Below are 20,505 nucleotides of genomic sequence, written 5' to 3' on the forward strand. Positions count from 1 at the left end.
ATGTGTCAATTATCGTTAAGCTATAGATTTTTTTTTGCTTATTTATTATATTTATTAGATTATGTTAATTACTTTTAAAGAATTGGGACTTGACGATATAGTCCTGCAAGCAGTTGAAGCCAAAGGTTTTGAAGAACCTACTCCTATTCAGGTTTTGGCTATTCCCCGCCTTCTTTCGGGAGAAGCAAATGTTATCGCTAAGGCTCGGACAGGAACGGGAAAGACGGCAGCCTTCGGCCTTCCTCTTGTGCAGGAGCTGCGTTCAAATACCGGAAAGGTGAGAGCCCTTATTTTGGTTCCTACCAGAGAGCTGGCCGTTCAAGTTGCCGGCGAACTTGAATCTTTTAGAATCGAAGAATATCCCCGTATCGCAACCGTTTACGGAGGAGCTGCGATAGGCCCTCAACTTAGAAGCCTAAAAACCGGCGTCGAAATCATTGTAGGAACACCCGGCCGCATAATGGATCATCTTGAGCGGGGCTCCCTAAAAATCGAAGATATAGAATATTTTATTTTGGATGAAGCCGATGAGATGCTTAACATGGGCTTTATCGAAGACATAGAAAACATATTTTCAAAGGCAAATCCTGAAGCCCGTGTTTTAATGTTTTCGGCGACAATGCCCAAGCAGATACTGAGCATAGCTTCAGACTTTATGGGCGACTATGAAATTGTCGAAGAAGAACCTCAAGAAGAAAGAGCATCTTTAACGGAACAATTTTTTTGGGTTGTAAGGGAAGGGGATAAAACCGAAGCCCTTGTCCGGCTTATAGATACAAGCCCTAACTTTTACGGCCTCGTATTTTGCCAAACAAAGATCGATGCCGATGATGTTGCAAAAGAACTTGACGAAAGGCACTACGAAGCTGCCGCCCTCCACGGAGATATTCCTCAAAGTCAAAGGGAAAAAATATTGGAACGCTTTAGATCAAAAAAGACCCGCATTCTTGTTGCAACCGATGTTGCCGCAAGGGGTATAGACATCGAGGGTATTTCCCATGTTGTAAATTATGCAATTCCTTATGACGGGCCGACCTATACCCACCGTATAGGAAGAACGGGCAGGGCAGGAGCGGCAGGAGTTGCCGTCAGCTTTGTACGCCCTAATGAGGTAAAAAGAATCGAGTACCTGCGCAAACATGCCCGCGGAGAATTAAAAGAAGGCAAAATTCCTTCAATCGAACAAGTCATCGAAATCAAGCGTACCCGTATCTTAAAAGAAACGGCTGCCCAAATCGAAAAACGCATTAGCGAAGAAAAACCCGAACAGGGCTTTGCAGCCTTTGCAAATAAACTCACGGAATACGGAGATGCTCAAACCGTTCTCTCCTTTATTCTTCAAATGCAGTACGGCTCGTTTTTATCGCCTGCTCATTATAAAACAATCAAGCCTGTGCGTTCCGAAGGGAGGGCGCGAAAATCGGATGAGGATTCTTTGCGTCTTTATATAGGTGTGGGCCGAAAAGACGGCATCACAAAGCGAAAACTTGCCGAAATGCTAAGCCGGCTTCTTTCAATCCCCGAACGGCTTGTAGATGATATAGAGGTTATGGATAAGTTTTCCCTTGCTACTATGCCTAAAAATGCTGCAAATGATGCTCTGCGCCTCTGTAAAAAGAAAAGAGGGCTGCCTCATATGCATATTGATGTAAAAAGTGAGGCTCCGGCTAATTACGGTTCTATCGGCAAGGGTAAAAGAGGACAAAAACGGAAAAGCGGAACGCAAAGAAAAAAAGAAGGTTTAAGCTCTGCTTCAAAGTATAAGCGTAAATAGTTTTAATTGACAAGTTTTAATTTTGCCTTGACAATATTCTATTCTATGCGGTATAATCTAGGGTACAGGAGTTATTTTTATGAATGTTATAAAAGGAATTGTGCGGGATAAAAACAAACAGCCTGTCAGTCATGCTAAAGTTGCCCTCTTAACGGAAAGGTTTGAAGTTATAATCAGCGGTGAAGCTGATGAATCAGGCCGTTTTCGTTTGGAAGCTGATGCTAAAAAATATCCTTATTTTATCGCTTCAAAAGGTTTTAATGAAAAATTTCTTGACTTTTGGGGTTGTAATATAGATTTAAGGAAAGACCTTGAGATAAATCCTATTCTTGGTAAAATAGAAATTTTTAGTTTGATATTTTTCCCTTCCCTCGATGCAGATAATTGTATGATGCTTTATTTTAGGCCCATGAGTTTAAAACAGCTTGTAGGCAAGGAAAAAGTCATTGCACCTGAACTAAGCACCGATGATATAACCGTTTCCGTCAATGGGGACTTTTACGAAATTATTACAATGAGGGTTATAAGCGAAACGATTAATAAAGGAGTTGAACCTATAAGGGCCTATGCTTTAAAAATAAGCTTGGACGGAATTGAATTTGACGGGAAAAATAAACTTGAAATAAGCATTATAAAAGATGACGGTTATGGCGAAGCCATTTTATTTTTCTAAATCTAGGTTTTTAAATAAGATTGGTTTATGATAGATTCCCATGTTCATCTTAGAGACGGCCTTTTATCCGATAAGGAAACTATAGCCCATGCCTTGGCCTTGGCCTGCCCCGCAGGTTTTACGGCCTTTTTTGATATGCCGAATACCAATCCTCCCCTTACAAATGCAGAGGCTGTTTTGGAGCGTTTTGCCCTTGCGGAAAAATCTATAAAGCAGGCCGGCGTATCCGCTTTTTACGGTATTTACGGCGGCCTTACTTCAGATATTTCTCAGATAGAAAAAATGGTTTTATTCTATAAAGAATACTTTCCTAAAATAGTAGGCTTTAAGATGTTTGCAGGCCATTCCACCGGAAACATGGGCATAGTTGAAAAAGAAGATCAAAGAAAGGTCTATGCCGCTCTTAAAAAATTCGATTACAGGGGCATTCTTGCCGTTCATTGCGAAAAAGAAAGCCTTATGAATAATTCCATCTTCGATATTGAAAATCCTATCACTCACAGCCTTGCCCGGCCTCCTATTGCCGAAACGGAATCCATAAAGGATCAGATTGAGCTTATGCAAAGCGAGGACTTTAAGGGACATCTTCATGTCTGTCACATAAGCACAAAAGAAGGAATAAGGCTTGTTGCCGAGGCAAAAAAAAGCGGGCTTAGTATTTCGTGCGGGGCTACGGCTCATCATGCCCTCTTAAATATTGATTCTTATAAAAAGTCCGGTATCTTTGTAAAAATGAACCCTCCCTTACGTGAAAAAGAGGAACAGGAAGCTGTTTTTAATGCCCTCATTTCAGGCGGGATTGACTGGATTGAAAGCGACCACGCTCCGCACACATATGAAGATAAGAAAAAAGGCGCTTCCGGTATTCCGGGCTTTGCCGGTTCTCTGATTCTCTTAAAAGAACTGCGCAAGGCAGGCTGCTCCGAAAAAAGACTGGACGAACTTTGCGGTAAGGCCGTAAACCGTGTTTTTAAACTTGATTTGCCTTATAAAGTCCCCTCAAACACCAAAATTGAAGCCTCCCTCCCAAGTTTAAGATCCGGCTACCCCTTCGATGCCTTTGAATTTTTTGGTATTTCCAAATTTTCTTTTTAAATTTTATTGTTACCTTGACTATATGTACAATAGCATATATACTATAAATTACAAGGTAGTTAGAAATGATTTTTGAATGGGATGAGATCAAAAATGAAAATAATATAAAAAAGCATGACGGTATTTCATTCAAAATAGCTGCTCGCGTGTTTCTTGATAGTAAGCGTATAGAAAAATATGATGAGCAGCATTCAACCCTTGAAGAACAGCGTTGGAATGCGATTGGGCTTGTTGAAGATGTGCTTTTTGTTGTGTTTACGGAAAGAAAAAATGATATAATTAGGCTTATATCAGCACGGAAAGCAAATCAGGAGGAAATAAATGAATACTATAGTAACTATGACATTAGATGATTTAAAGAAAACTCCGCTTACCGAAGAAGAAAAACAAACTATCCGAAAGGCAAAGTCTATACCTACTGATGACTGCCCCAAACAATCTAAAGAGGAGCTTGCTAAATTCAGGCCATGGTATGAAGTACATCAAAAAAGTGAAACTAGTATTAAAATAGATGCTGATGTATTGGAATGGTTTAAAGCTCAAGGTAAAGGCTATAAAACAAAAATCAATTCTGTTTTACGCTCTTATGCGTTCGGTTAAATTCGAAGTTTTACAATTTTCCCCATATTCTTTCTCAATTTTGCTTGGTATTTTAAGTTTTTTGATGTATAATGGAAGAGCAATTATATTCAAGATTCGGCCTTTATTATAGGAGGTTTTTTATGAAGAAGACGTTATTTTTTATGTTGATGATACTTGTTTTGATGGTGTCATCCTGTAATTTATTTTTAAAAGAAGAATATGGCGAGCTTATTTTAAGCTTTGACGGAAGCCTTCCCGACGGAGCCAGAGCTTTGGATTCCAAAGGTCTTCCCGTTCTTTCGTCTTCGCCTATGAAAATCAATATAATCAGAGAGAATGGCTATACAATAACAAGAGAATTAGGAGCCGAAGAACCCAAGTCTCTGGTTGAGCTTGTTCCTGTCGGCGAAAAAATCGGCATAAAAGTCATTTTAATCAGTGATCTTGCCGAATGGTCAGGCTATGCCGAGCACATCGTTACGGCAGGACCCAATAAGGTTGCCGTAAAGCTGTCTAAAACGCTGAAAGTTGCCGCCAATCTGCTGTTCTCTATTACCGGGAAGGATTTTTCAGGGAGCAATATCGTATCCTTAAGCACGCAAAACGGTAAAAAACTGCTCGATGGAATTCTTATCGGCAAAAAACCGGTAACGGCACGGGACAAAATCGGCAGAATATATGTGCTGTATGAAGATACTTCTTCTACTCATCTTAAACGCTTTGATGTAGAGGGAAATGAGGATGCCGGATTTGGAGGACATCTTACTACTGCACTGACAGCTGCCGGTATTACTATCGGTAATATTGATAATATCGCGATTGATATAGACGATAATTATATCTTTTTGTTTAAACAAAATACCGTCTATTGCTTCAAGGAGAAAGAAGACCATTCGTTTAAATCTTTTAGCAGTGCTTCATTCCCGAGTGCGCCGGCATCAAGTGCTAGTGCCGTTGCGGTATATGATGATGTACTGTTTGCTGTGTATGATCAGACTTTGTTTGCCTGTGAGTTTGAATTTACAAATCCTCCTCTGCCACCGACTTTACAATTTACATCGACTATACCAGCGAGTCAGAACTTGGATAAACTTCGATCGGATTCCGCCTTCGGAAATGATCTTCCCGATTGTACCGGTCTTTTTGCCGACGATGACGGCGTGTACTGTCTGCTTACTCAGCAGAAAGAGGAAGCAGGAAAAAAGTACGCGCTTGGGCAGCTCGTTCGCTATGAATATTCCGGCAGTACGCTTACCAAGAAAAATATGGCAGGACTTCATTCTAAAGCCGGAACTTCGGAGCCCTCCCTTGCTTTTGAAGGCGGTTCTTTCTCCAATCCCATCGGCTTTATCGGCTATGACGAAGAAAATATCTACATAGCGGATGACGGCTTCGGTATTCAGTATAAAAACGAAAACTGGCATTTCATGAACAATCAAAACTGCATCGCCGCATTCAACCGTGAAACCGATAGTCTGTCTTTCAGCGACTCTGGTGCAACATGGTACGAGGAAAAACCGGAATACAAGCTCCCCAATACAAAGATACTGCTGTGGGAGAAGCAAAGTCCTACCATGGCTCTTTCCCCCATGAACTATTGGATAAGTACAGACGGAACGGAAGCATTTTCAGGGACGAATAAGCTTTTTGAATATAGCTCCAGTCCTATTGAAAAGCCTACCGATGTTTTCTGCTATGACCAAGACGGCAACCTGTATATACTGTGGCAAGACGGTTTGAATGACTACAAGGTTAGACGGTTTGCGCTGAAAGAAGACGGTACATATAATAAGCCGGGTGTAGATTTGACTTTAACATCACATACTGTTTCTGCGATTGCGGTAGATATTTCCAATGGGCAGAACATTCTCTATTATGCATATAAGGATGGTACTAATGGACATATACAAAAAAAGAGCTGGACTTTAGGTGATCCGTTCAGTAGTGCGACATCGATTACGGGGTATGATGTGACGTTTATTGCGTCTGATACTTCCGTTACCGCGCTTGCTGCAAATAAGGACGGGCTGTTTGTCGGCGTAAAAGAAACGTATCAACACGACGGTATTGATAAATATCGGCTGAAGATAAAAAAATACAAAAAAAGCAGCGCGAGTTTTGACAGTGAACTTACCCTTGTCGATAATGCTCCTGAGTACACAGATTCCTCAGGTAATCCGATTGACTACGGATCCTTTACGGACAATATCCGCATCCAATACGGTGAAGCAATTAATGACCTGAAGGTTTTTGACGGTGTACTGTACGCTCTTTCGTCGAAGTCGCGCGAAACACAGAATAAGGATGAGTTCGCTTATTACACGGATGCTTTTAAAAACAGCGGCGTACTGTATAAAATCGGCAGCACTAACGGTACTTTGTCCGGAAATGCTGTTGTATTAGCAAAAAAAGATTGGAACGATACAACCAAAATCGGCTACGGTTTTTACCGCTTTATTGCCGTAAAATACGACGAAGCCGAACGGATTAAGCTTATTATTGCTTCGGACGGTGCATGGGGTAAAGGCGGAATGCCGCTCGGCAGTTCGCCCGATGTATTGAAGAATACCGACAAGGTATTGGAGTACGATTTGAAAGGCAGCTTGCAAGCTGAAAGCAATTCGGGCGGCAGCTTTTCTAAAAAGTTAAAGCTCGGATCCGGCTTTGAGTGGCAGTAAAATAGTAAAATGAATTTTATTTTTTGTACCGCGCGCTGTCGGCGTACGGTACGGCAAAAGCCGCTCGTCAGCCTCTGCGTTCCCGTGTACGGGACGGAGGGGCTTATCGGGCGGTTTTTAGACAGTATTTTGGCGCAAAAAGATGCACCGCTTTTTGAAACCATCGTTGTAAACGACGGCAGCCCCGGCACAAAAGAACTGCGGGGTATTGTTAAAACATATACAAAGCGGTTTAAGGAGCGGGGACTGCCGCTCGTGTTTTTGGAACACAGTAAAAGCCTCGGTACGCTCGAAGCGCGCCGTACCGCAGTAAACGCCGCATCAGGGGAATACCTAGCCTTTGCCGACCCTGATGATGAACTGCCGCCTAATGCTCTCCGTATATTGTACGATGCAGCCGCTACTTCGGGTGCCGATATTGTACACGGCAAGGCTGCGGTGTGCGGTATGGAAGATGAGCCTGATGCGCGCAGCGCCTCTTTTGCTCAAAAAGCGCAAAGCGTATACGAGGGCGTTTTAACGGGCGGCGAAATACTCCGTAAGTTTATTGTTGAACACTCATACAGCAGTTTCGTATGGGGCAAGCTTTTTAAAACCGACCTTGTTCAAAAAGCGTACAGCGAAATTCCGTTTACCTACTGTACAATGGCGGAAGATATGCTTCTCTATTTTTTTACAGCCTTATATGCCGATAAATACATAGGCATACCCGATACCGTGTACAATTACCGTATCAATACGGGCCTTACTTCCCGCCGCCAAATCACCGATCTTGCCGCCTGGCAAAAAGTGTGTTCGGCTTCTTCGGTATTTACGATCCTTTTTTCCTACTTGAATGACCATCCCGCTGTAGGCAGCGATATACGCGAAGCGGTACGGGATTTAGGCCGTGCTCACTATGCCGATAACCTCAAGCAGCTGGAAATCTGCGTAGTTCCTTCATTCCAGGAAGAAGCTCGGGCGATGCTGGAAGAATGGTGGGGAATGCATAATTAAAAACTATGGAATGAGCTCACCGTTTGACACTTGTCCTTTGACAATTTTTTCATTTATGTGCTATAATATACTTTATGGAGAAAAATTATTGGAAGATAGGTGTATTGATTATCATTTTTTTAGGGCTGGTAGGTGCGGGAACACTTGCGATTTATCAAAAACTGAAACTCCCAGCGGGACAATCTTCGGGAAGTCCTGTAGGACACCCTACCGGAGAGCAGGTGGAGCTTTCTAAAACGGAAACTGCCGAGCTTGAAAAACCTAAACAGGAGATCGAAAACACGGAACCTAAAAAAGAACTTAAAAAGGAAGAGCCTAAAAGGGTTGTACCTACAAAAACGCCCGGGAAGGAAGTACTTAAAAAGGCGGCACCTAAAATGATAGAACCTAAAAAAGTATCTAAGGCAAAAGAGAATGAAGTTTCGGCTAAACCTTCAATGGGAATCTCCCTTGCAGACAGGGATAAAAAAACTTTTAACTGGTCCTTAGGGCTCTTGGCCGAGGCAAATATGAATTCGCCTGACGGTTATGCGATGGGCACGGGACTTTACACCCTTTTTATGCTTCCTTTAAAACTCAAAATAGGGCACCTATCCTTGGGAGCAAAGGCTCTTTATTCCAATGACTTTAAAAAACATCATATTTTTGATGCCGCCCTCTTATTCCGTTGGAACTTTTATGATTTTTCAAAGATAAAAGAACGGGATTCGGGCTTTTTTATCCAATTGGAAGGCGGTGCCGTTTTCGGCCTAAAAGAAAGTGAGCCTTCAAAACTTTTTATGTATGCCCTCGGCGAAGCCGCATTCGGTTACCGCTTTACAATAAACAACTTTTTTATCGAACCCTATCTAAGAGGCGGCTATCCCGTAATCTGGGCAATAGGAATCAGCGGAGGATTTAGAATATGAAAAAAATTTTTGCTTTATTTTTGGCGATACTTTTTGTATCGGTTTCTGCTTGTAAAAACCCGTTTTTTAAAAACATGCTGGACAAGGATTCGGGGAGTGAAGGGACCGGAAATTGGAATTCTCAAAGTTACGATTTTGTTCTTGTCACACCTCCTGCAAACGGCATCGTAGGCGTTGACCCTGACTACCCCTTACCCGGAACTGGCGAACATTGGAAAGGTGTATTTATTAAAGACCGAAAGGTAAAATTAAGCCCCTACAAGCTGGGCAAGACAGAGGTAACCTATGAGCTATGGTATAGTGTACTCAAATGGAATACTGATAATGGTAAGGGATACGTCTTTGCCAATCAGGGAAAAGAAGGCAGTCACGGAATAGACGGAGCCGCCCCTACAGGAAACAAAAATCATCCTGTAATTATGATAAGCTGGCGGGACTGTATAGTGTGGTGTAATGCGTATACGGAAATGAAGATGGGTAAAGATGAATGTGTATACCGCAAAAGCAAAACCGATACTACCGTATTAAAAAACGCAACGGTAGCAGCTGATTGTGATTCAGCCTATGCCGATATGGAGAAAAAAGGTTTTAGACTTCCTACGGAAGCCGAGTGGGAATATGCTGCCCGCCGGCAAAATGACAACACAAATGCGACAGACTACGGCGAAGGTGGTAGTAATGTATGGCTGACTAAGCTAAACAGTGCAAGCGGAGCCAAAGATAAATGGGATACGGATGAAACAGGAGAGGTTGCATGGTATAATGGTAATTCAGGCAGCAAAACTCATCCTGTAGGAGAAAAATGGAAGAATGCACTTGGTTTACACGATATGAGCGGGAATGTCTGGGAATGGTGTTTTGATAGGTATGATAATAACCCTGCATCAAACGATGCTGCTTATGAGCAAGGCGGTATTGTTACCGATCCTCAGGGTGCCGCGTCAGGCTCTTTCCGTGTTTTGCGCGGCGGCAGCTGGGGCAGCATCGCGAGCCTCTGCTCTGTGGGCCTGCGGTACGACGGCGGTCCTGGCGGCAGGAACCTCAATCTTGGCTTCCGCTTGGCTTGCCGGCCTTAGAGTCGATGAAAAATGTACATCCGTGTACATTTTTCATCTTAGAGTTTTAGACTTGCGTCTAAAACTCTTGGAAGTTTGGAACCACCGCCGTCCATGGCGGTAAAGCGGTGAAACCGAACAGGCAAAATTAAAATTTATTGAATTTGTTGTAGTTGAATCTCAATTAAAGATTAAACTAAAAATTTGATAACAATGCGGGTTCTTAGGGGCGGAGCCCCTAAGCGGTTCTTTTGAAGATAGGAGGGGTCATAGGGGAGGCAACAACCAACGAAGTTTCTAGGTCAAGAAATCTTTTATCCGAAAAAGTGTCTTTCCTCCCCTAATTGATGATGAGGAGGTGAGGAAGATGTTAGCAAAAAGTTCTGAAATGATGGCAAAAGCCAATGCAACAATAGAAGTAATGGAAATGAGCCCAAAAGAGAAGTGGCTTTATGAAAACCGCATGAAATATGAACATGACAAGGCCTCTTGGAAACATGTGGGTTATCAAGAAGGTATCGAACAAGGAATTGAACAAGGCTCTTACCAAAAAGCTCTCGAAACGGCAAAGCTGATGCGTATGCACAATTACCCGATTGCCGAAATTTGTACAATGACCGGTCTTACAAAAGAAGAAGTAGAAGCGATTAATTAATTGACATTCGCCTTTTTAATACATCAAATACTTTTTCCTCATCTTTAAAAACTTCTTTTCGTCTTTTTCGATAAATTTAAAGTAGTCATCTAAGGAAAGACTCATCGAGCTTAGCTTGTTTGTTCCGGTTAACAAATTGAGGCCGCAGAGTTCGACAGGGTAGTTATTTATCTTAAAATTATTGGGATACATTTCCCTTATTGTGTACAGCACCGCAATTGCACTTTTTACGGGCAAGAATTTGTTTTTATCCCTTACGATAATTTGAACCCCTTCGCATAGCTCCTCCTTATAAACCGAAATGGCCGGTGTAAAATAGGCGGGCTTAAAAAAGACTCCCTCAAGTTTGAGGGCATTTAGAGCTTCTGCTAGAGCCTCGGCATCTATATAGGGGGCTCCTATGTATTTAAAGGGCATGGTTGTTCCTCTTCCTACCGAAATATTTACCCCTTCAAAGATACAAAAGCCGGAATAAACTAAGGCCGTATCGGCCGTAGGAATATTCGGCGAAGGCGGCACCCACAGTAAATTAAGGTCTTCAAAATAGTCTTCACGCTTCCAGCCCTGCATGGGGACTATTTTTAAATTACAGCCTATCTTAAATTCTTTATTGAACATTAAGGCTAATTCTCCCACTGTCATTCCGTGCCTTTGGACAATCGGAAAATAGCCCGTAAAGGATTTAAATTCCTCTTCCAAAATATTCCCTTCAACATTTATGCCGTTTATGGGATTGGGCCTGTCAAACACAACAAAGGTTTTTCCGTCACGGGCACATGCTTCCATGGCATAGGCCATTGTGTAAATATATGTGTAAAACCTTGCCCCTACATCCTGAATATCGAAGCATAAAACATCTATGTGTTGAAGCATCTCTTTTGTGGGCCGCTTTGTTTTTCCGTAAAGGCTGTAAACGGTAAGGCCGGTTTTTTTATCTACCGTGTTGGAAATACCGGCTCCCTCCCTCGCATTTCCCCTTATTCCGTGTTCCGGAGAAAAAAGAGCTTTAAGATTCGTCTTTTCGTATAAGATTTCGATGCTTGATCTTCCTGAAGAGTCTATACCTGTTTGATTGGTAATCAATCCAATTCTTTTTCCTTTAAAAAGATTAAAAAATTCGTCTGCGCGTTCAATTCCCGTCTTAAAATCAGACTCGTCCGGCTTTCCATTGGCAAAGCTAATGATTGCAAGACTAAAAAAGCAAAATAGAAAAAACATCTTTTTCATTTTGATTGACCTTCAGCTTGTTTTTTTGCCAAGCTTTTCTTTGAGTTCCTTGATTGAATTTCCGCAAGTATTGCCGTAGCTTTTTCGTTTTTTAAAAACTTCCTCAATATTGCAGATTGCTTTGATTGTTCTTTTATGCTTTCCATTATGGCTGTCAAGTCCTTGCGGGATCCTTCGTTGTCATAAATTTCAGGAATCATATTTATAAGTTCGTTTCTGCCTACCGCAAGTTCTATAAGCATTTGGTCCAGCATAGCATTATCATAGTTTTTAAATGCGGAATAAATAAGCGTTGTAACGGCTCCATAGTTTTTTGCAAGATAAAAATCGCCCTCATATTTTCCGCGCAAGTTTCTTCCGAAAAGGGCGGGGGTGTTTTTTGCGCTTGTAAAGATTATGATTATTAAATCTTCTTTAGGGTCAATTAGTGTCAGTGTTCCCGTCCAGCCTGTGTGTCCTATTGTGTCCGCACTTGCAAGCTGCGAGAAAGCCCAAGCGTAGCTGTTATTAAGCCCCTGCCTCCTCCAGCCTAAGCCTGCCTGCGAAAAAAAATTCCCCTGACTGGTAAATAAATTTAAAACGCTCGAATCGAATAGTTTGATATTTCCATATCCTCCTCCGTTCAGCATTACCTGAGCCAGTACTGCTATACTTTCGGCATTTGCAAAAAGCCCGGCATGACCGCTTACCTGATCCATTGCATTGTAGGCCTCAGGGTCATGTACCGTCCCGTGAACAGTCATGTATTTTATGTCTTTAAATTTTTCGTCCTTTGTTCTTTTGACGGCCCGTATTTCGGTTGCGGTAATATCCTCTTTTGTAAATCCTTTTTTTAATGGCTCATAGCAAATCGAAGATAGATTTAAGGGCTTATAAAGATTTTCTTCCGTATACTTATCTAAGGGAAGGCCTGTTACTTTTTCTATAATCAAACCTAATAGCATATAATCTATATCGGAATATAAGACCTCAGTACGCGGAGAATATATTAAGGACGTGTTGCAAATCAGCTCTAAAACAATTTCCTTATTTTGTCTTTTATCGGTTTTCTTTTTTTGTGTTATTTTTTTGTTCACATAATATTGTGCCCCTGCCGGGAAACCTGCCTGATGCTTTAATAAGTCTTCAACCGTAATTTCACTCTTTCCCTTAAAAAGAGCTTTTTTTTTGTCCTTAAAATCAGGAAAAAAATCTTGTACCTTATCATAGATTGAAATCTTTTCTTCCGATATAAGTTTTTGTAAGGCGAAATTTACCGTATACATTTTGGTATTGCTGGCTAGATCAAAAAGAGTTTCTTTTGTGATAGGCTTTTTGTTTTTTTGCATCAGGGGTTCTCCAAAATCATCTACGGTGCTGATATAGCCGTAGGCCGAGTTTTTTATCATCCTTCCGTTCTTTACCACTACAAGCTGAACCGATGGAAAACCGTTTGCTGTTTGCGCCTTCATAATGTCATCTATTATTTGAAAGGCTCTATAATTTACGTTATTTAATTTTTCCGTTTTTTCGATAATGGAAGGGTAGGGGATTTTTACCGATAAGGTGTAGGGTTTCGAAAAGCCATTATCATCTTTTTCTGCTTCAATGTTTGTAATAAGTAAGTTATTGGTACCGTTTATTACCTCATCTCCGATATAAATTTGAGTGTATTTATTTTTACAGATTTTTTTTGTATCGATTCTTTTTCCGTTTAAGTATAAGAAAAAATTCTTTACATTTTCGGTATAAAAATAAACATAGCCCTGTCCCGTATAAGCCTTAAAAGGGATAAAACCGTTTGGTAAAATTGAAGGATCATATTTTTCTTTTTCCGGAGGGAAGCTTACATCCGTCTGAAAGCCTGAAAAGCCGCCTTCGGTTTCTTCCGATTTATAAATGTCTGCGTCTGCCGGATCGGTCTTTATCTTTGATATTTGAGCCGAGCGGCATGACAATATTAAACCTGCTAAAAAAATGCACAAAAACTTTTTCATTCGGTTATTGTATCATAAAATTTAAAAATAGAAAAGAAGAGAAATTTCTTCTTGCACATCAAGGGATTATCGTATATAATGAATTCGGAGGTAATTTATGTCACAATTTAAAATGCAAAAAGCGAGTGCCGAAATTCTGGATAAATTGATAAAGCCTGTTTCATCGATTACCGGCTCTCATCATGAGGGCTTTTTACTGACTGCAGGATGCGGAACTGAGCGTGAACAATGGAATACAATGACTGCAGGTTGGGGATCTATAGGCTTTTTATGGAATAAACTGACTGCTACCGTTTATGTAAGACCTACCAGATATACTTCCGAATTTATCGATAAAGAAGATTATATAACTCTTTCTTTTTTTGATGGAGATGATCCATGGGCTAAGGATACGCTGGCTTTTTGCGGCTCCGTTTCGGGACGAGATGCCGATAAGGCAAGGGAAACCGGCTTAAAGCCCGTGATGCTTGATGACGGTGTTATAGCTTTTGAGCAGGCTAAGGTTGTGCTTTCATGCCGTAAACTCTATCGAAGCGAATTCGATATGGATTTATTTGTGGACCCGCAGATTATTATAGATTCATATCCAAAAAAAGATTTTCATTATGTTTATATTTGCGAGATAGTTTCTGTTTATACAAAATAAAGTTATTCGGTGCGGGTTTAACGGCCTATAATGGATATATTTGCACCGAACCATTTTTTACTCGTTTTTTCTAAAAAATCGGTTTTAGCCATCTCTTCCAGAGTCGATTCGACTGCATTCTTCAGGGCAATGTCGTTTTTTCGAAAGGCTATAACATATTCTTCATAAGCTATAGCTTCATCCAGCACTCGATAAGAGCCTTTTCTTGTTTGTATTAGGTTGTTAATTGAAAGAAGGTCGTATACTACACATTCTACCTCATCCTTTTCAAGAGCATTTATAGCTTCTTGAGTATTCTGAAACACAAGTGTGTTTTTAAATACTCCGTGAGTAGATTCGGCTTTTTTTAAACTTTCCTGTATAAATGATGAGGAGGTAATACCTATTTTCTTTTCCCTTATGTCTTGAATGGAATAATAAGGCGACTTATCCTTTACAACCAATATTATAGCACTCTTTATATAAGGTGAGGTAAGAGAATAAACTACATCACTTTCCTTACTGTATACAAAGGCACTCCATATACAGTCGATTTCTCCATCCTTAAGTAAACTTTCTCTTTGATCCCACTTAATTACTTTAAAAATCGGCTTTATCTTCATCCGATTACACAGCTCTTGCGCTACTTCAATGTCATAGCCCTCCATTTTTGTCGTAAAAAGGTTTAGAACGGAAAAAGGAGGATGGTCATCTCTTATACCTATTATTAATTCTTTTTTTACAAGAATTTTTGCAAGAGAAATATCGTTTTCTTTTTTTGGGATACGTACGGCCTTGGGTTTACAAGATACCATAACTAATACCGTAAATAAAAAGAGAAAACTAAGTTTAAAAATATGATTGGAATTTTTTTTCATAATAAATATTCCTTATTTACTTTCCAAAAATCAGTAAATCTTTACTGAACCATTTCCTTGAAATCTTTTCAAGAACGCCTTTTTTCTCTAAGATGTATAAAACTCTTTCTATTTCCGCTTTTAAAGCCTTATTTCCTTTTTTAAATGCATATACATAGGAGTCTAAGGCTATAGCCTGCTCAACAAGACTGTACACACCAGGCTCTTTATTTAAGTATTCTGCCATTAGTGAAATATCTCCGACACAGGCATCTATTCCAAGGGTTTTTAAGTCTCCCAAAATTTGAGGAATATTCTCATATGAATCATTTAGTGAATGGATTTGACTCATTATATCGGGATTATTTTTAATCAATTCCGCCCCTAAACTTCCTTTTTGTCCCCCTATCTTCTTACCCTTTAGATCTGCCATAGTTCGAATATTCCTTGATCTCAGAGTTAAAATAACTACGGCATTGCGTAAATATGCTTGTGAAAGCTCATAGGCCTCATTTCTCTCATCCGAATAAGAGAAACCTGATGCAATACAGTCGATGGCTCCGGTATTTATCAACTCATTTACTTCGGTGGGAACTATAGTGCGGAATTCTGCCTTGATATTCATTATGTCTGCTATTTCTTCGAAGACATCAATATCAAAGCCTATTATTTCGTTTTTGTTATTATAAAAACATATGGGCGGATTATATGCATTTACCCCTACAATGATTTTAGATCTTACAAGAACTTCGGCCAATGAAACGTCATTCGAAGATATTTCATTGATTTCATTTTTTTTGCATGAAAATATCAAGCTGAACAGCAAGATTACCGCAAAAAAAACTGCCTTTGAGTTTAATTTATTACGCATAAAACTAATATATCACAGTATCCGTAAATTGTAAAGAACGGAGAAAAGCTTGTTTTTTCATTATTGAAACTTTTATCAAAAAATGATAGAGTATAAGTTAGGAGATATGATAAACAGGAGAAATTTGTGAACGATAAGATTGCCATTATCGGAGCAGGCTCTTGGGGAACGGCCGTGGCCTGTTCGCTAGGAAAAAACGGACACAGGGTTGTGCTTTGGAGCCATACTGCAGGCGTTGCCGATTCGATAAATACGGAACACATAAATGTAAAATATTTGCCTAAGCATAAATTGCCTAAAACCGTTTCCGCTTCTACGGATATGGAAGAGGTCTGTAAGGATGCTTCCTTTATATTTTTGGCAAGTCCTTCGCTCTATTTGACCTCAGCAGTTGAAGAACTTCTTAAATTTGCTCCTTTTAGCCATGATGATGGTGCAATGCCTTATCCTACAATAGCGGTGCTGACAAAGGGCTTTATCCCCGATGAAAACGGAGAGCCTCAGTTTATAATAGACGTTTTGGAAAAAATGCTGCCCGATTTTTATAAAAATCACTTGGTTTATGTAGCAGGGCCCAGCCATGGGGAGGAGGTGGCCGAAGGTAAGCTTACCGGCCTCATAGCAGCATCTCAAAATCCTATGTGTTCTATCCGCTGCCGAGAGATTTTAAGATCGAGAAGTTTACTTGTGTATTCCAGCTTGGATATAATCGGAGTGCAGGTTTGTGCGGCCGCAAAAAACGTTGTAGCTGTTGCCTTCGGTGTCTTGGATGCTTTAACCGTAACCTCGGATATTTTCGGCGACAATACCGAATCCCTCCTTTTGGCTGCCGGCCTAAACGAGATTCAGACTATAGGCAGGGCTATGGGGGCAACTCATCCAGAAACCTTTACATCGATTTCCGGAGTAGGCGACCTTGACGTAACCTGCCGAAGTAAGTACGGAAGAAACCGCCGTTTCGGTAACGAGATTATCACAAAAAAGATTCTCCTTTCTTTTGAAAATTTGGATGATCTTATTAAAAATATCGATAAGATAGGCTACTTGCCTGAAGGCGTTGTCGCCTGTAAATACCTGAACATTCTGGCAGAAAAGCGTAATTTAAAGCTGCCTATCTGTTCCGGTCTTTATAAAATCTTAAACAAGGAATTAAAACCTCTTGACTTGATAGAAAACTTATTACAGGGAGATACAAAATAATGCTCGAAAATATTACCGAAAAATTCAGCGGGATAATGCGCTCTTTGAGCGGTAAGTCTAAAATTACCGAAAAAAATATTGAAGATACAATCGAAGAAATAAAAACAGCCCTTTTGGATGCCGACGTAAACTTGCGTGTTGTACGCCGTTTTATAAATGCTACGGCAGAAGAGGCCAAGGGAGAAAGGGTTTTAAAGTCCGTCGATCCCGGGCAGCAGTTTACAAAGATTGTATACGATAAGATGACCTCCTTTTTGGGGGACGAAAAAAAAGCCCTCGATCTAAGGGGGCCTGACACCCAATCTGTAATCCTCTTTTTAGGTCTCCAAGGCTCGGGAAAGACAACCAGTGCCGCAAAATTGGCCTTAAAGCTTAAAAACGAAGGCAGAAAGCCCTTGCTGGTTGCCTGCGACCTTGTCCGCCCTGCCGCCGTAGAGCAGCTTTCCGTTTTAGGCGGAAACATCAGCGTGCCCGTTTACAAAGAAGAAACGAAAGATGCGGTAAAGGTCGCAAAAAATGCTTTGGCCTTTGCAAAAAAGAACTTTTATGACACGGTAATAGTCGATACGGCGGGACGTCTCCAAATCGATGAAGACATGATGAAGGAAATCGTCAATATTAAATCTGCCGTAAAACCTATGGAAACCATTCTTGTTGCAGATTCAATGACGGGTCAAAGTGCCGTTGATGTTGCAAAGGAATTTGACGAGCAGGTAGGGCTTTCAGGCTTAATCCTTACAAAATTCGATTCCGACACCAGAGGCGGTGCGGCTCTTTCCTTAAAGACCATAACAGGTAAGCCCATTTTTTACATAGGAACAGGCGAAAAGCTCGAAGACCTTGAGCCATTTTATCCCGACCGCATTGCAAGCCGTATCTTGGGTATGGGAGACATTGTTTCTCTTGTCGAAAAGGCCCAAGCTCTTTATGACGAAGAAGAGGCGGAAAAGCTTCAAAAAAAGATGCAAAGCGAAAGTTTCAGCCTTGCCGATATGCTCATGCAGTTGGAGCAGGCCGAAAAGATGGGGCCTTTAGAGTCAATGCTCGATATGATTCCCGGGCTTTCAGGCCAAATAGATAAAGATAAGCTGGACCTTTCTCTTTTAAAACGCCAAAAGGCCATAATTCAATCGATGACCTTAAAGGAGAGGGATAATTTCCGTATCATCGGACCGCCTCGCCGTAAACGTATTGCAAAGGGCTCAGGAACCTCTGTGGGCGATGTAAACAAGCTTTTAAAGCAATTTGAAAAGACCCGTCAAATGATGAGGAAGGTGTCAAAAAACAAGGGGCTGCAAGCTAAAATGATGTCCGGCGGACTTTTCGGATAATTTTCCGTATTAAAATTAAAAGGCCTTGAAGCGTTAAGCTCAAGGCCTTTTTAGATGCTCACAGTTTGTTTTTGTGTTTTAAGGATGCATCTTTTTTTCTGATTTTGCCTGGCAGTGGATACATTTTAAAGCATAGGGCAGGGCCTTTAGTCTGTCTTCGGGTATCTGCTCTTTGCAGGTAATACATTTTCCGTACTTTCCCTCTCTTATCCTTTCCAATGCAGAATCAATCTTTTGCAGCTTTTTTACATTATTTTCTCCGATAAATTCGAGCATGTCTCTATCGGTACTATATGATGCCAGATCTGCAAAGTCTTTGGGAATGCTGTTTGCTAAGGTTTCTGCATACTCTTCATCGTTTTTCCGCAATGAAGCGAGTATTTCTTCCCTCTCTTTTAGCAAATATTCTTTCATTTCCTCAATAAACTTCTTTTTCATACACATCTCCTAGTTGACAATTTTTTTAATAGACTTTAGAATTATACGACTAAATCAAGCAAAAAGCAAACGTTTTTCTTGAATTTATTTATTTTTTTGGAGGTCCTGTGGCTAAGGAAGAAGCAATTGAAGTTGAAGGTATTGTTAAGGAGTCTCTTCCCAATACTATGTTTAGGGTTGAGTTAAAAAACGGTCATGTTATTTTGGCTCATTTATCCGGAAAGATGCGCAAACACTACATTAAAATTGTACCGGGAGATACGGTAAAAGTTGCCCTATCCCCCTATGACTTGACAAGGGGCCGAATTATCTTCAGAGAAAGATAAACGCTTATCTTAAAGATAAGCTCTAATCGAATATCGCCATATAGCCTTTCCTTATGCGGAGGACTCCCTCCGTAACAATGGATAAGGCTAGGAGAAACCCAAAAATTCCTAAAAAGATAATACTCTTAAACAGCAGGAGACCTACTATGGTCAGTATTATGCCGCGTATAAGTATCCTGAAGGCCTCACTTCTGCTAATCTTTTCTCTTTTTTTTGCATTTTCACTTCGGATATTTCTCCAATTTTTCCACCAATTAGAGCTGAAAATGTCGTCTCCAAAGGGATTTGTGTCTTGACCGTAAGTATAGGTCCTGCCTGATGAGCTAAATGGGCTTGACATGCTGAGATCGTAGTCTCTTCTCTTTTGCGGATCGGAGAGCACGGAATAAGCCTCGCTTATACGCTTAAATTTTTCTTCGGCTGTCTTGCTATCCGGATTTTTGTCGGGATGATACTTCATGGCCAAGGCCCTATATGCCTGTTTAATTTGGTCTTCATCAGCATTATTCGATACATTCAGTATACTGTAATAATTTTCCATTAGCCGATTACCGTTCCTTTAAAATCTTTACCGTTGAGAATATTTTCCAAATTCTCAATATCTTTTCCGGCAGCACATATGACCCTTATGCCTGCTTTTTGAGCTCTTTGGCTGGCTATGGGGTCAAAGGGGGTGTTTTTTCCGGGAACCCATTCCGTTCCGACTATTTTTATAAAATCTTCCCAAGATATTGAATCTATAGGCCTTGCTTCAGGATTCTTTTTAGGATCATCGGTATAGACTTTGGCAATGTTTGAAAGATTTACTACCAAATTTCCCGAAAATCTTTCTGCAAGGACTACGGCATCATTATCCGTAGAAAAGCCGGGTTTCCAGCCTGCTGCAACCAGTATTTGACCGCCGAACATATCTACTGTTGTCGGGTCGTAAACGACAGGGTTGGGGCAAAGATCTTCAAAAACAGCCTTTACAAGCTGGGCGTTGAGCCTTGTTGCCATTATTCCTATCCAATCCGCTTCATCATTTTTGGCAGGCGCCTTTCTTAAGTCACAAACTTTCCTATATGCATTTTGATAATCTCTGGCAGGAGCACCGCCCCCGATTACCATAATAATTTTTCGTGATGAATCTTGCAAAAGCCAATTTCTGATAGTTTTTGAAAATTTATCTAAAAAATCGAAATCCGGTTTATCCGGGGCTACTATAGAGCCTCCTACCGACAAAACAGTTACCATAC

Annotated in this window: 20 protein-coding genes and 1 pseudogene; 14 read left to right on the top strand and 7 right to left on the bottom strand. The window is 40.7% G+C overall.

Annotation, left to right across the window (positions count from 1 at the left end; genetic code table 11):
* Nucleotides 1-61: 61 nt before the first annotated feature.
* The 10 genes and pseudogenes from HYB91_RS03080 to HYB91_RS03125 form a co-directional block, all read left to right on the top strand.
* Nucleotides 62-1,774, top strand: a complete 1,713-nt coding sequence (locus HYB91_RS03080) for a DEAD/DEAH box helicase (RefSeq protein WP_002675565.1) — start codon at nucleotides 62-64, stop codon at nucleotides 1,772-1,774.
* A gap of 79 nt (nucleotides 1,775-1,853) precedes the next feature.
* A complete protein-coding gene (locus HYB91_RS03085; protein WP_002675564.1) occupies nucleotides 1,854-2,447 on the top strand; it encodes a carboxypeptidase-like regulatory domain-containing protein in 594 nt (197 codons plus the stop codon).
* Nucleotides 2,448-2,474: 27 nt separating this feature from the next.
* Nucleotides 2,475-3,542: a dihydroorotase gene (locus tag HYB91_RS03090; RefSeq protein ID WP_002675563.1), complete on the top strand. Its 1,068-nt coding sequence runs from the start codon at nucleotides 2,475-2,477 to the stop codon at nucleotides 3,540-3,542.
* A 65-nt stretch (nucleotides 3,543-3,607) separates the two neighbouring features.
* A complete protein-coding gene (locus HYB91_RS03095; protein WP_002675562.1) occupies nucleotides 3,608-3,895 on the top strand; it encodes a BrnT family toxin in 288 nt (95 codons plus the stop codon).
* On the top strand, nucleotides 3,864-4,142 hold the full coding sequence (locus tag HYB91_RS03100; RefSeq protein WP_002675561.1) for a BrnA antitoxin family protein: 279 nt from the start codon (nucleotides 3,864-3,866) through the stop codon (nucleotides 4,140-4,142). Before HYB91_RS03095 ends, HYB91_RS03100 begins: the two co-directional genes overlap by 32 nt.
* Before the next feature lie 122 nt (nucleotides 4,143-4,264).
* Nucleotides 4,265-6,802, top strand: coding sequence for a hypothetical protein (locus HYB91_RS03105; protein WP_002675560.1), 2,538 nt, complete (start codon nucleotides 4,265-4,267; stop codon nucleotides 6,800-6,802).
* Nucleotides 6,803-6,811: 9 nt separating this feature from the next.
* Nucleotides 6,812-7,798: a glycosyltransferase family 2 protein gene (locus HYB91_RS03110; protein ID WP_002675559.1), complete on the top strand. Its 987-nt coding sequence runs from the start codon at nucleotides 6,812-6,814 to the stop codon at nucleotides 7,796-7,798.
* Nucleotides 7,799-7,872: 74 nt separating this feature from the next.
* Nucleotides 7,873-8,706, top strand: a complete 834-nt coding sequence (locus HYB91_RS03115; protein ID WP_253719630.1) for a hypothetical protein — start codon at nucleotides 7,873-7,875, stop codon at nucleotides 8,704-8,706.
* On the top strand, nucleotides 8,703-9,782 hold the full coding sequence (locus HYB91_RS03120; protein ID WP_002675557.1) for a formylglycine-generating enzyme family protein: 1,080 nt from the start codon (nucleotides 8,703-8,705) through the stop codon (nucleotides 9,780-9,782). Before HYB91_RS03115 ends, HYB91_RS03120 begins: the two co-directional genes overlap by 4 nt.
* 325 nt (nucleotides 9,783-10,107) lie before the next feature.
* Nucleotides 10,108-10,416, top strand: a pseudogene (locus HYB91_RS03125) (PD-(D/E)XK nuclease family transposase); the annotation flags it as partial.
* Between the two features lie 15 nt (nucleotides 10,417-10,431).
* Here the strand turns inward: HYB91_RS03125 and HYB91_RS03130 are convergent.
* Both HYB91_RS03130 and pbp4b read right to left on the bottom strand, forming a co-directional pair.
* The gene (locus HYB91_RS03130) at nucleotides 10,432-11,643 is read right to left on the bottom strand and encodes an exo-beta-N-acetylmuramidase NamZ family protein (RefSeq protein WP_002675555.1); all 1,212 of its coding nucleotides are present in this window, start codon (nucleotides 11,641-11,643) and stop codon (nucleotides 10,432-10,434) included.
* The gene (gene pbp4b / locus HYB91_RS03135) at nucleotides 11,640-13,619 is read right to left on the bottom strand and encodes a penicillin binding protein PBP4B (protein ID WP_002675554.1); all 1,980 of its coding nucleotides are present in this window, start codon (nucleotides 13,617-13,619) and stop codon (nucleotides 11,640-11,642) included. The genes HYB91_RS03130 and pbp4b overlap by 4 nt, the downstream gene beginning before the upstream one ends.
* 97 nt (nucleotides 13,620-13,716) lie before the next feature.
* Between pbp4b and HYB91_RS03140 the strand changes: the two genes are divergently transcribed.
* Nucleotides 13,717-14,265, top strand: a complete 549-nt coding sequence (locus tag HYB91_RS03140; RefSeq protein ID WP_002675553.1) for a hypothetical protein — start codon at nucleotides 13,717-13,719, stop codon at nucleotides 14,263-14,265.
* 17 nt (nucleotides 14,266-14,282) lie between these two features.
* On the opposite strand, the gene HYB91_RS03145 is transcribed toward HYB91_RS03140, so the two are convergent.
* Both HYB91_RS03145 and HYB91_RS03150 read right to left on the bottom strand, forming a co-directional pair.
* Nucleotides 14,283-15,122 (bottom strand): substrate-binding periplasmic protein, encoded by an 840-nt coding sequence (locus HYB91_RS03145; protein WP_002675552.1) that lies wholly within the window; start codon nucleotides 15,120-15,122, stop codon nucleotides 14,283-14,285.
* A gap of 16 nt (nucleotides 15,123-15,138) precedes the next feature.
* The gene (locus tag HYB91_RS03150; RefSeq protein WP_002675551.1) at nucleotides 15,139-15,972 is read right to left on the bottom strand and encodes an ABC transporter substrate-binding protein; all 834 of its coding nucleotides are present in this window, start codon (nucleotides 15,970-15,972) and stop codon (nucleotides 15,139-15,141) included.
* A gap of 126 nt (nucleotides 15,973-16,098) precedes the next feature.
* Here HYB91_RS03150 and HYB91_RS03155 point away from each other — a divergent pair, with 126 nt between their 5' ends.
* Both HYB91_RS03155 and ffh read left to right on the top strand, forming a co-directional pair.
* Nucleotides 16,099-17,172: an NAD(P)H-dependent glycerol-3-phosphate dehydrogenase gene (locus HYB91_RS03155; RefSeq protein WP_002675550.1), complete on the top strand. Its 1,074-nt coding sequence runs from the start codon at nucleotides 16,099-16,101 to the stop codon at nucleotides 17,170-17,172.
* Complete coding sequence (gene ffh, locus HYB91_RS03160) at nucleotides 17,172-18,503, top strand: signal recognition particle protein (protein ID WP_002674655.1); 1,332 nt, start codon at nucleotides 17,172-17,174, stop codon at nucleotides 18,501-18,503. Before HYB91_RS03155 ends, ffh begins: the two co-directional genes overlap by 1 nt.
* 78 nt (nucleotides 18,504-18,581) lie before the next feature.
* On the opposite strand, the gene HYB91_RS03165 is transcribed toward ffh, so the two are convergent.
* Nucleotides 18,582-18,941: a TraR/DksA family transcriptional regulator gene (locus HYB91_RS03165; protein WP_002668254.1), complete on the bottom strand. Its 360-nt coding sequence runs from the start codon at nucleotides 18,939-18,941 to the stop codon at nucleotides 18,582-18,584.
* 107 nt (nucleotides 18,942-19,048) lie between these two features.
* On the opposite strand from HYB91_RS03165, the gene infA reads away from it, so the two are divergent.
* Nucleotides 19,049-19,267: a translation initiation factor IF-1 gene (gene infA, locus HYB91_RS03170; protein WP_002668257.1), complete on the top strand. Its 219-nt coding sequence runs from the start codon at nucleotides 19,049-19,051 to the stop codon at nucleotides 19,265-19,267.
* 22 nt (nucleotides 19,268-19,289) lie between these two features.
* Here infA and HYB91_RS03175 read toward each other — a convergent pair whose 3' ends face one another.
* Both HYB91_RS03175 and pyrH read right to left on the bottom strand, forming a co-directional pair.
* On the bottom strand, nucleotides 19,290-19,808 hold the full coding sequence (locus tag HYB91_RS03175; protein WP_002675548.1) for a J domain-containing protein: 519 nt from the start codon (nucleotides 19,806-19,808) through the stop codon (nucleotides 19,290-19,292).
* Entirely contained in the window at nucleotides 19,808-20,503 is a 696-nt protein-coding gene (pyrH, locus tag HYB91_RS03180) for a UMP kinase (protein WP_002675546.1), read from the bottom strand. Before pyrH ends, HYB91_RS03175 begins: the two co-directional genes overlap by 1 nt.
* Between the last annotated feature and the right edge of the window lie 2 nt (nucleotides 20,504-20,505).

It is taken from the genome of Treponema sp. B152, from assembly GCF_024181665.1.
GTDB classification, from domain to species: Bacteria; Spirochaetota; Spirochaetia; order Treponematales; family Treponemataceae; genus Treponema_B; species Treponema_B denticola.

Coding starts and splice junctions, on each gene's coding strand:
- HYB91_RS03130 (WP_002675555.1), bottom strand. CDS start 11,643: ATGAAAAAGATGTTTTTTCTATTTTGCTTTTTTAGTCTTGCAATCATT.
- HYB91_RS03090 (WP_002675563.1), top strand. CDS start 2,475: ATGATAGATTCCCATGTTCATCTTAGAGACGGCCTTTTATCCGATAAG.
- HYB91_RS03095 (WP_002675562.1), top strand. CDS start 3,608: ATGATTTTTGAATGGGATGAGATCAAAAATGAAAATAATATAAAAAAG.
- ffh (WP_002674655.1), top strand. CDS start 17,172: ATGCTCGAAAATATTACCGAAAAATTCAGCGGGATAATGCGCTCTTTG.
- pyrH (WP_002675546.1), bottom strand. CDS start 20,503: ATGGTAACTGTTTTGTCGGTAGGAGGCTCTATAGTAGCCCCGGATAAA.
- HYB91_RS03120 (WP_002675557.1), top strand. CDS start 8,703: ATGAAAAAAATTTTTGCTTTATTTTTGGCGATACTTTTTGTATCGGTT.
- HYB91_RS03150 (WP_002675551.1), bottom strand. CDS start 15,972: ATGCGTAATAAATTAAACTCAAAGGCAGTTTTTTTTGCGGTAATCTTG.
- HYB91_RS03175 (WP_002675548.1), bottom strand. CDS start 19,808: ATGGAAAATTATTACAGTATACTGAATGTATCGAATAATGCTGATGAA.
- HYB91_RS03110 (WP_002675559.1), top strand. CDS start 6,812: ATGAATTTTATTTTTTGTACCGCGCGCTGTCGGCGTACGGTACGGCAA.
- HYB91_RS03145 (WP_002675552.1), bottom strand. CDS start 15,122: ATGAAAAAAAATTCCAATCATATTTTTAAACTTAGTTTTCTCTTTTTA.
- HYB91_RS03165 (WP_002668254.1), bottom strand. CDS start 18,941: ATGAAAAAGAAGTTTATTGAGGAAATGAAAGAATATTTGCTAAAAGAG.
- pbp4b (WP_002675554.1), bottom strand. CDS start 13,619: ATGAAAAAGTTTTTGTGCATTTTTTTAGCAGGTTTAATATTGTCATGC.
- HYB91_RS03085 (WP_002675564.1), top strand. CDS start 1,854: ATGAATGTTATAAAAGGAATTGTGCGGGATAAAAACAAACAGCCTGTC.
- HYB91_RS03140 (WP_002675553.1), top strand. CDS start 13,717: ATGTCACAATTTAAAATGCAAAAAGCGAGTGCCGAAATTCTGGATAAA.
- HYB91_RS03100 (WP_002675561.1), top strand. CDS start 3,864: ATGAATACTATAGTAACTATGACATTAGATGATTTAAAGAAAACTCCG.
- HYB91_RS03105 (WP_002675560.1), top strand. CDS start 4,265: ATGAAGAAGACGTTATTTTTTATGTTGATGATACTTGTTTTGATGGTG.
- HYB91_RS03115 (WP_253719630.1), top strand. CDS start 7,873: ATGGAGAAAAATTATTGGAAGATAGGTGTATTGATTATCATTTTTTTA.
- HYB91_RS03080 (WP_002675565.1), top strand. CDS start 62: ATGTTAATTACTTTTAAAGAATTGGGACTTGACGATATAGTCCTGCAA.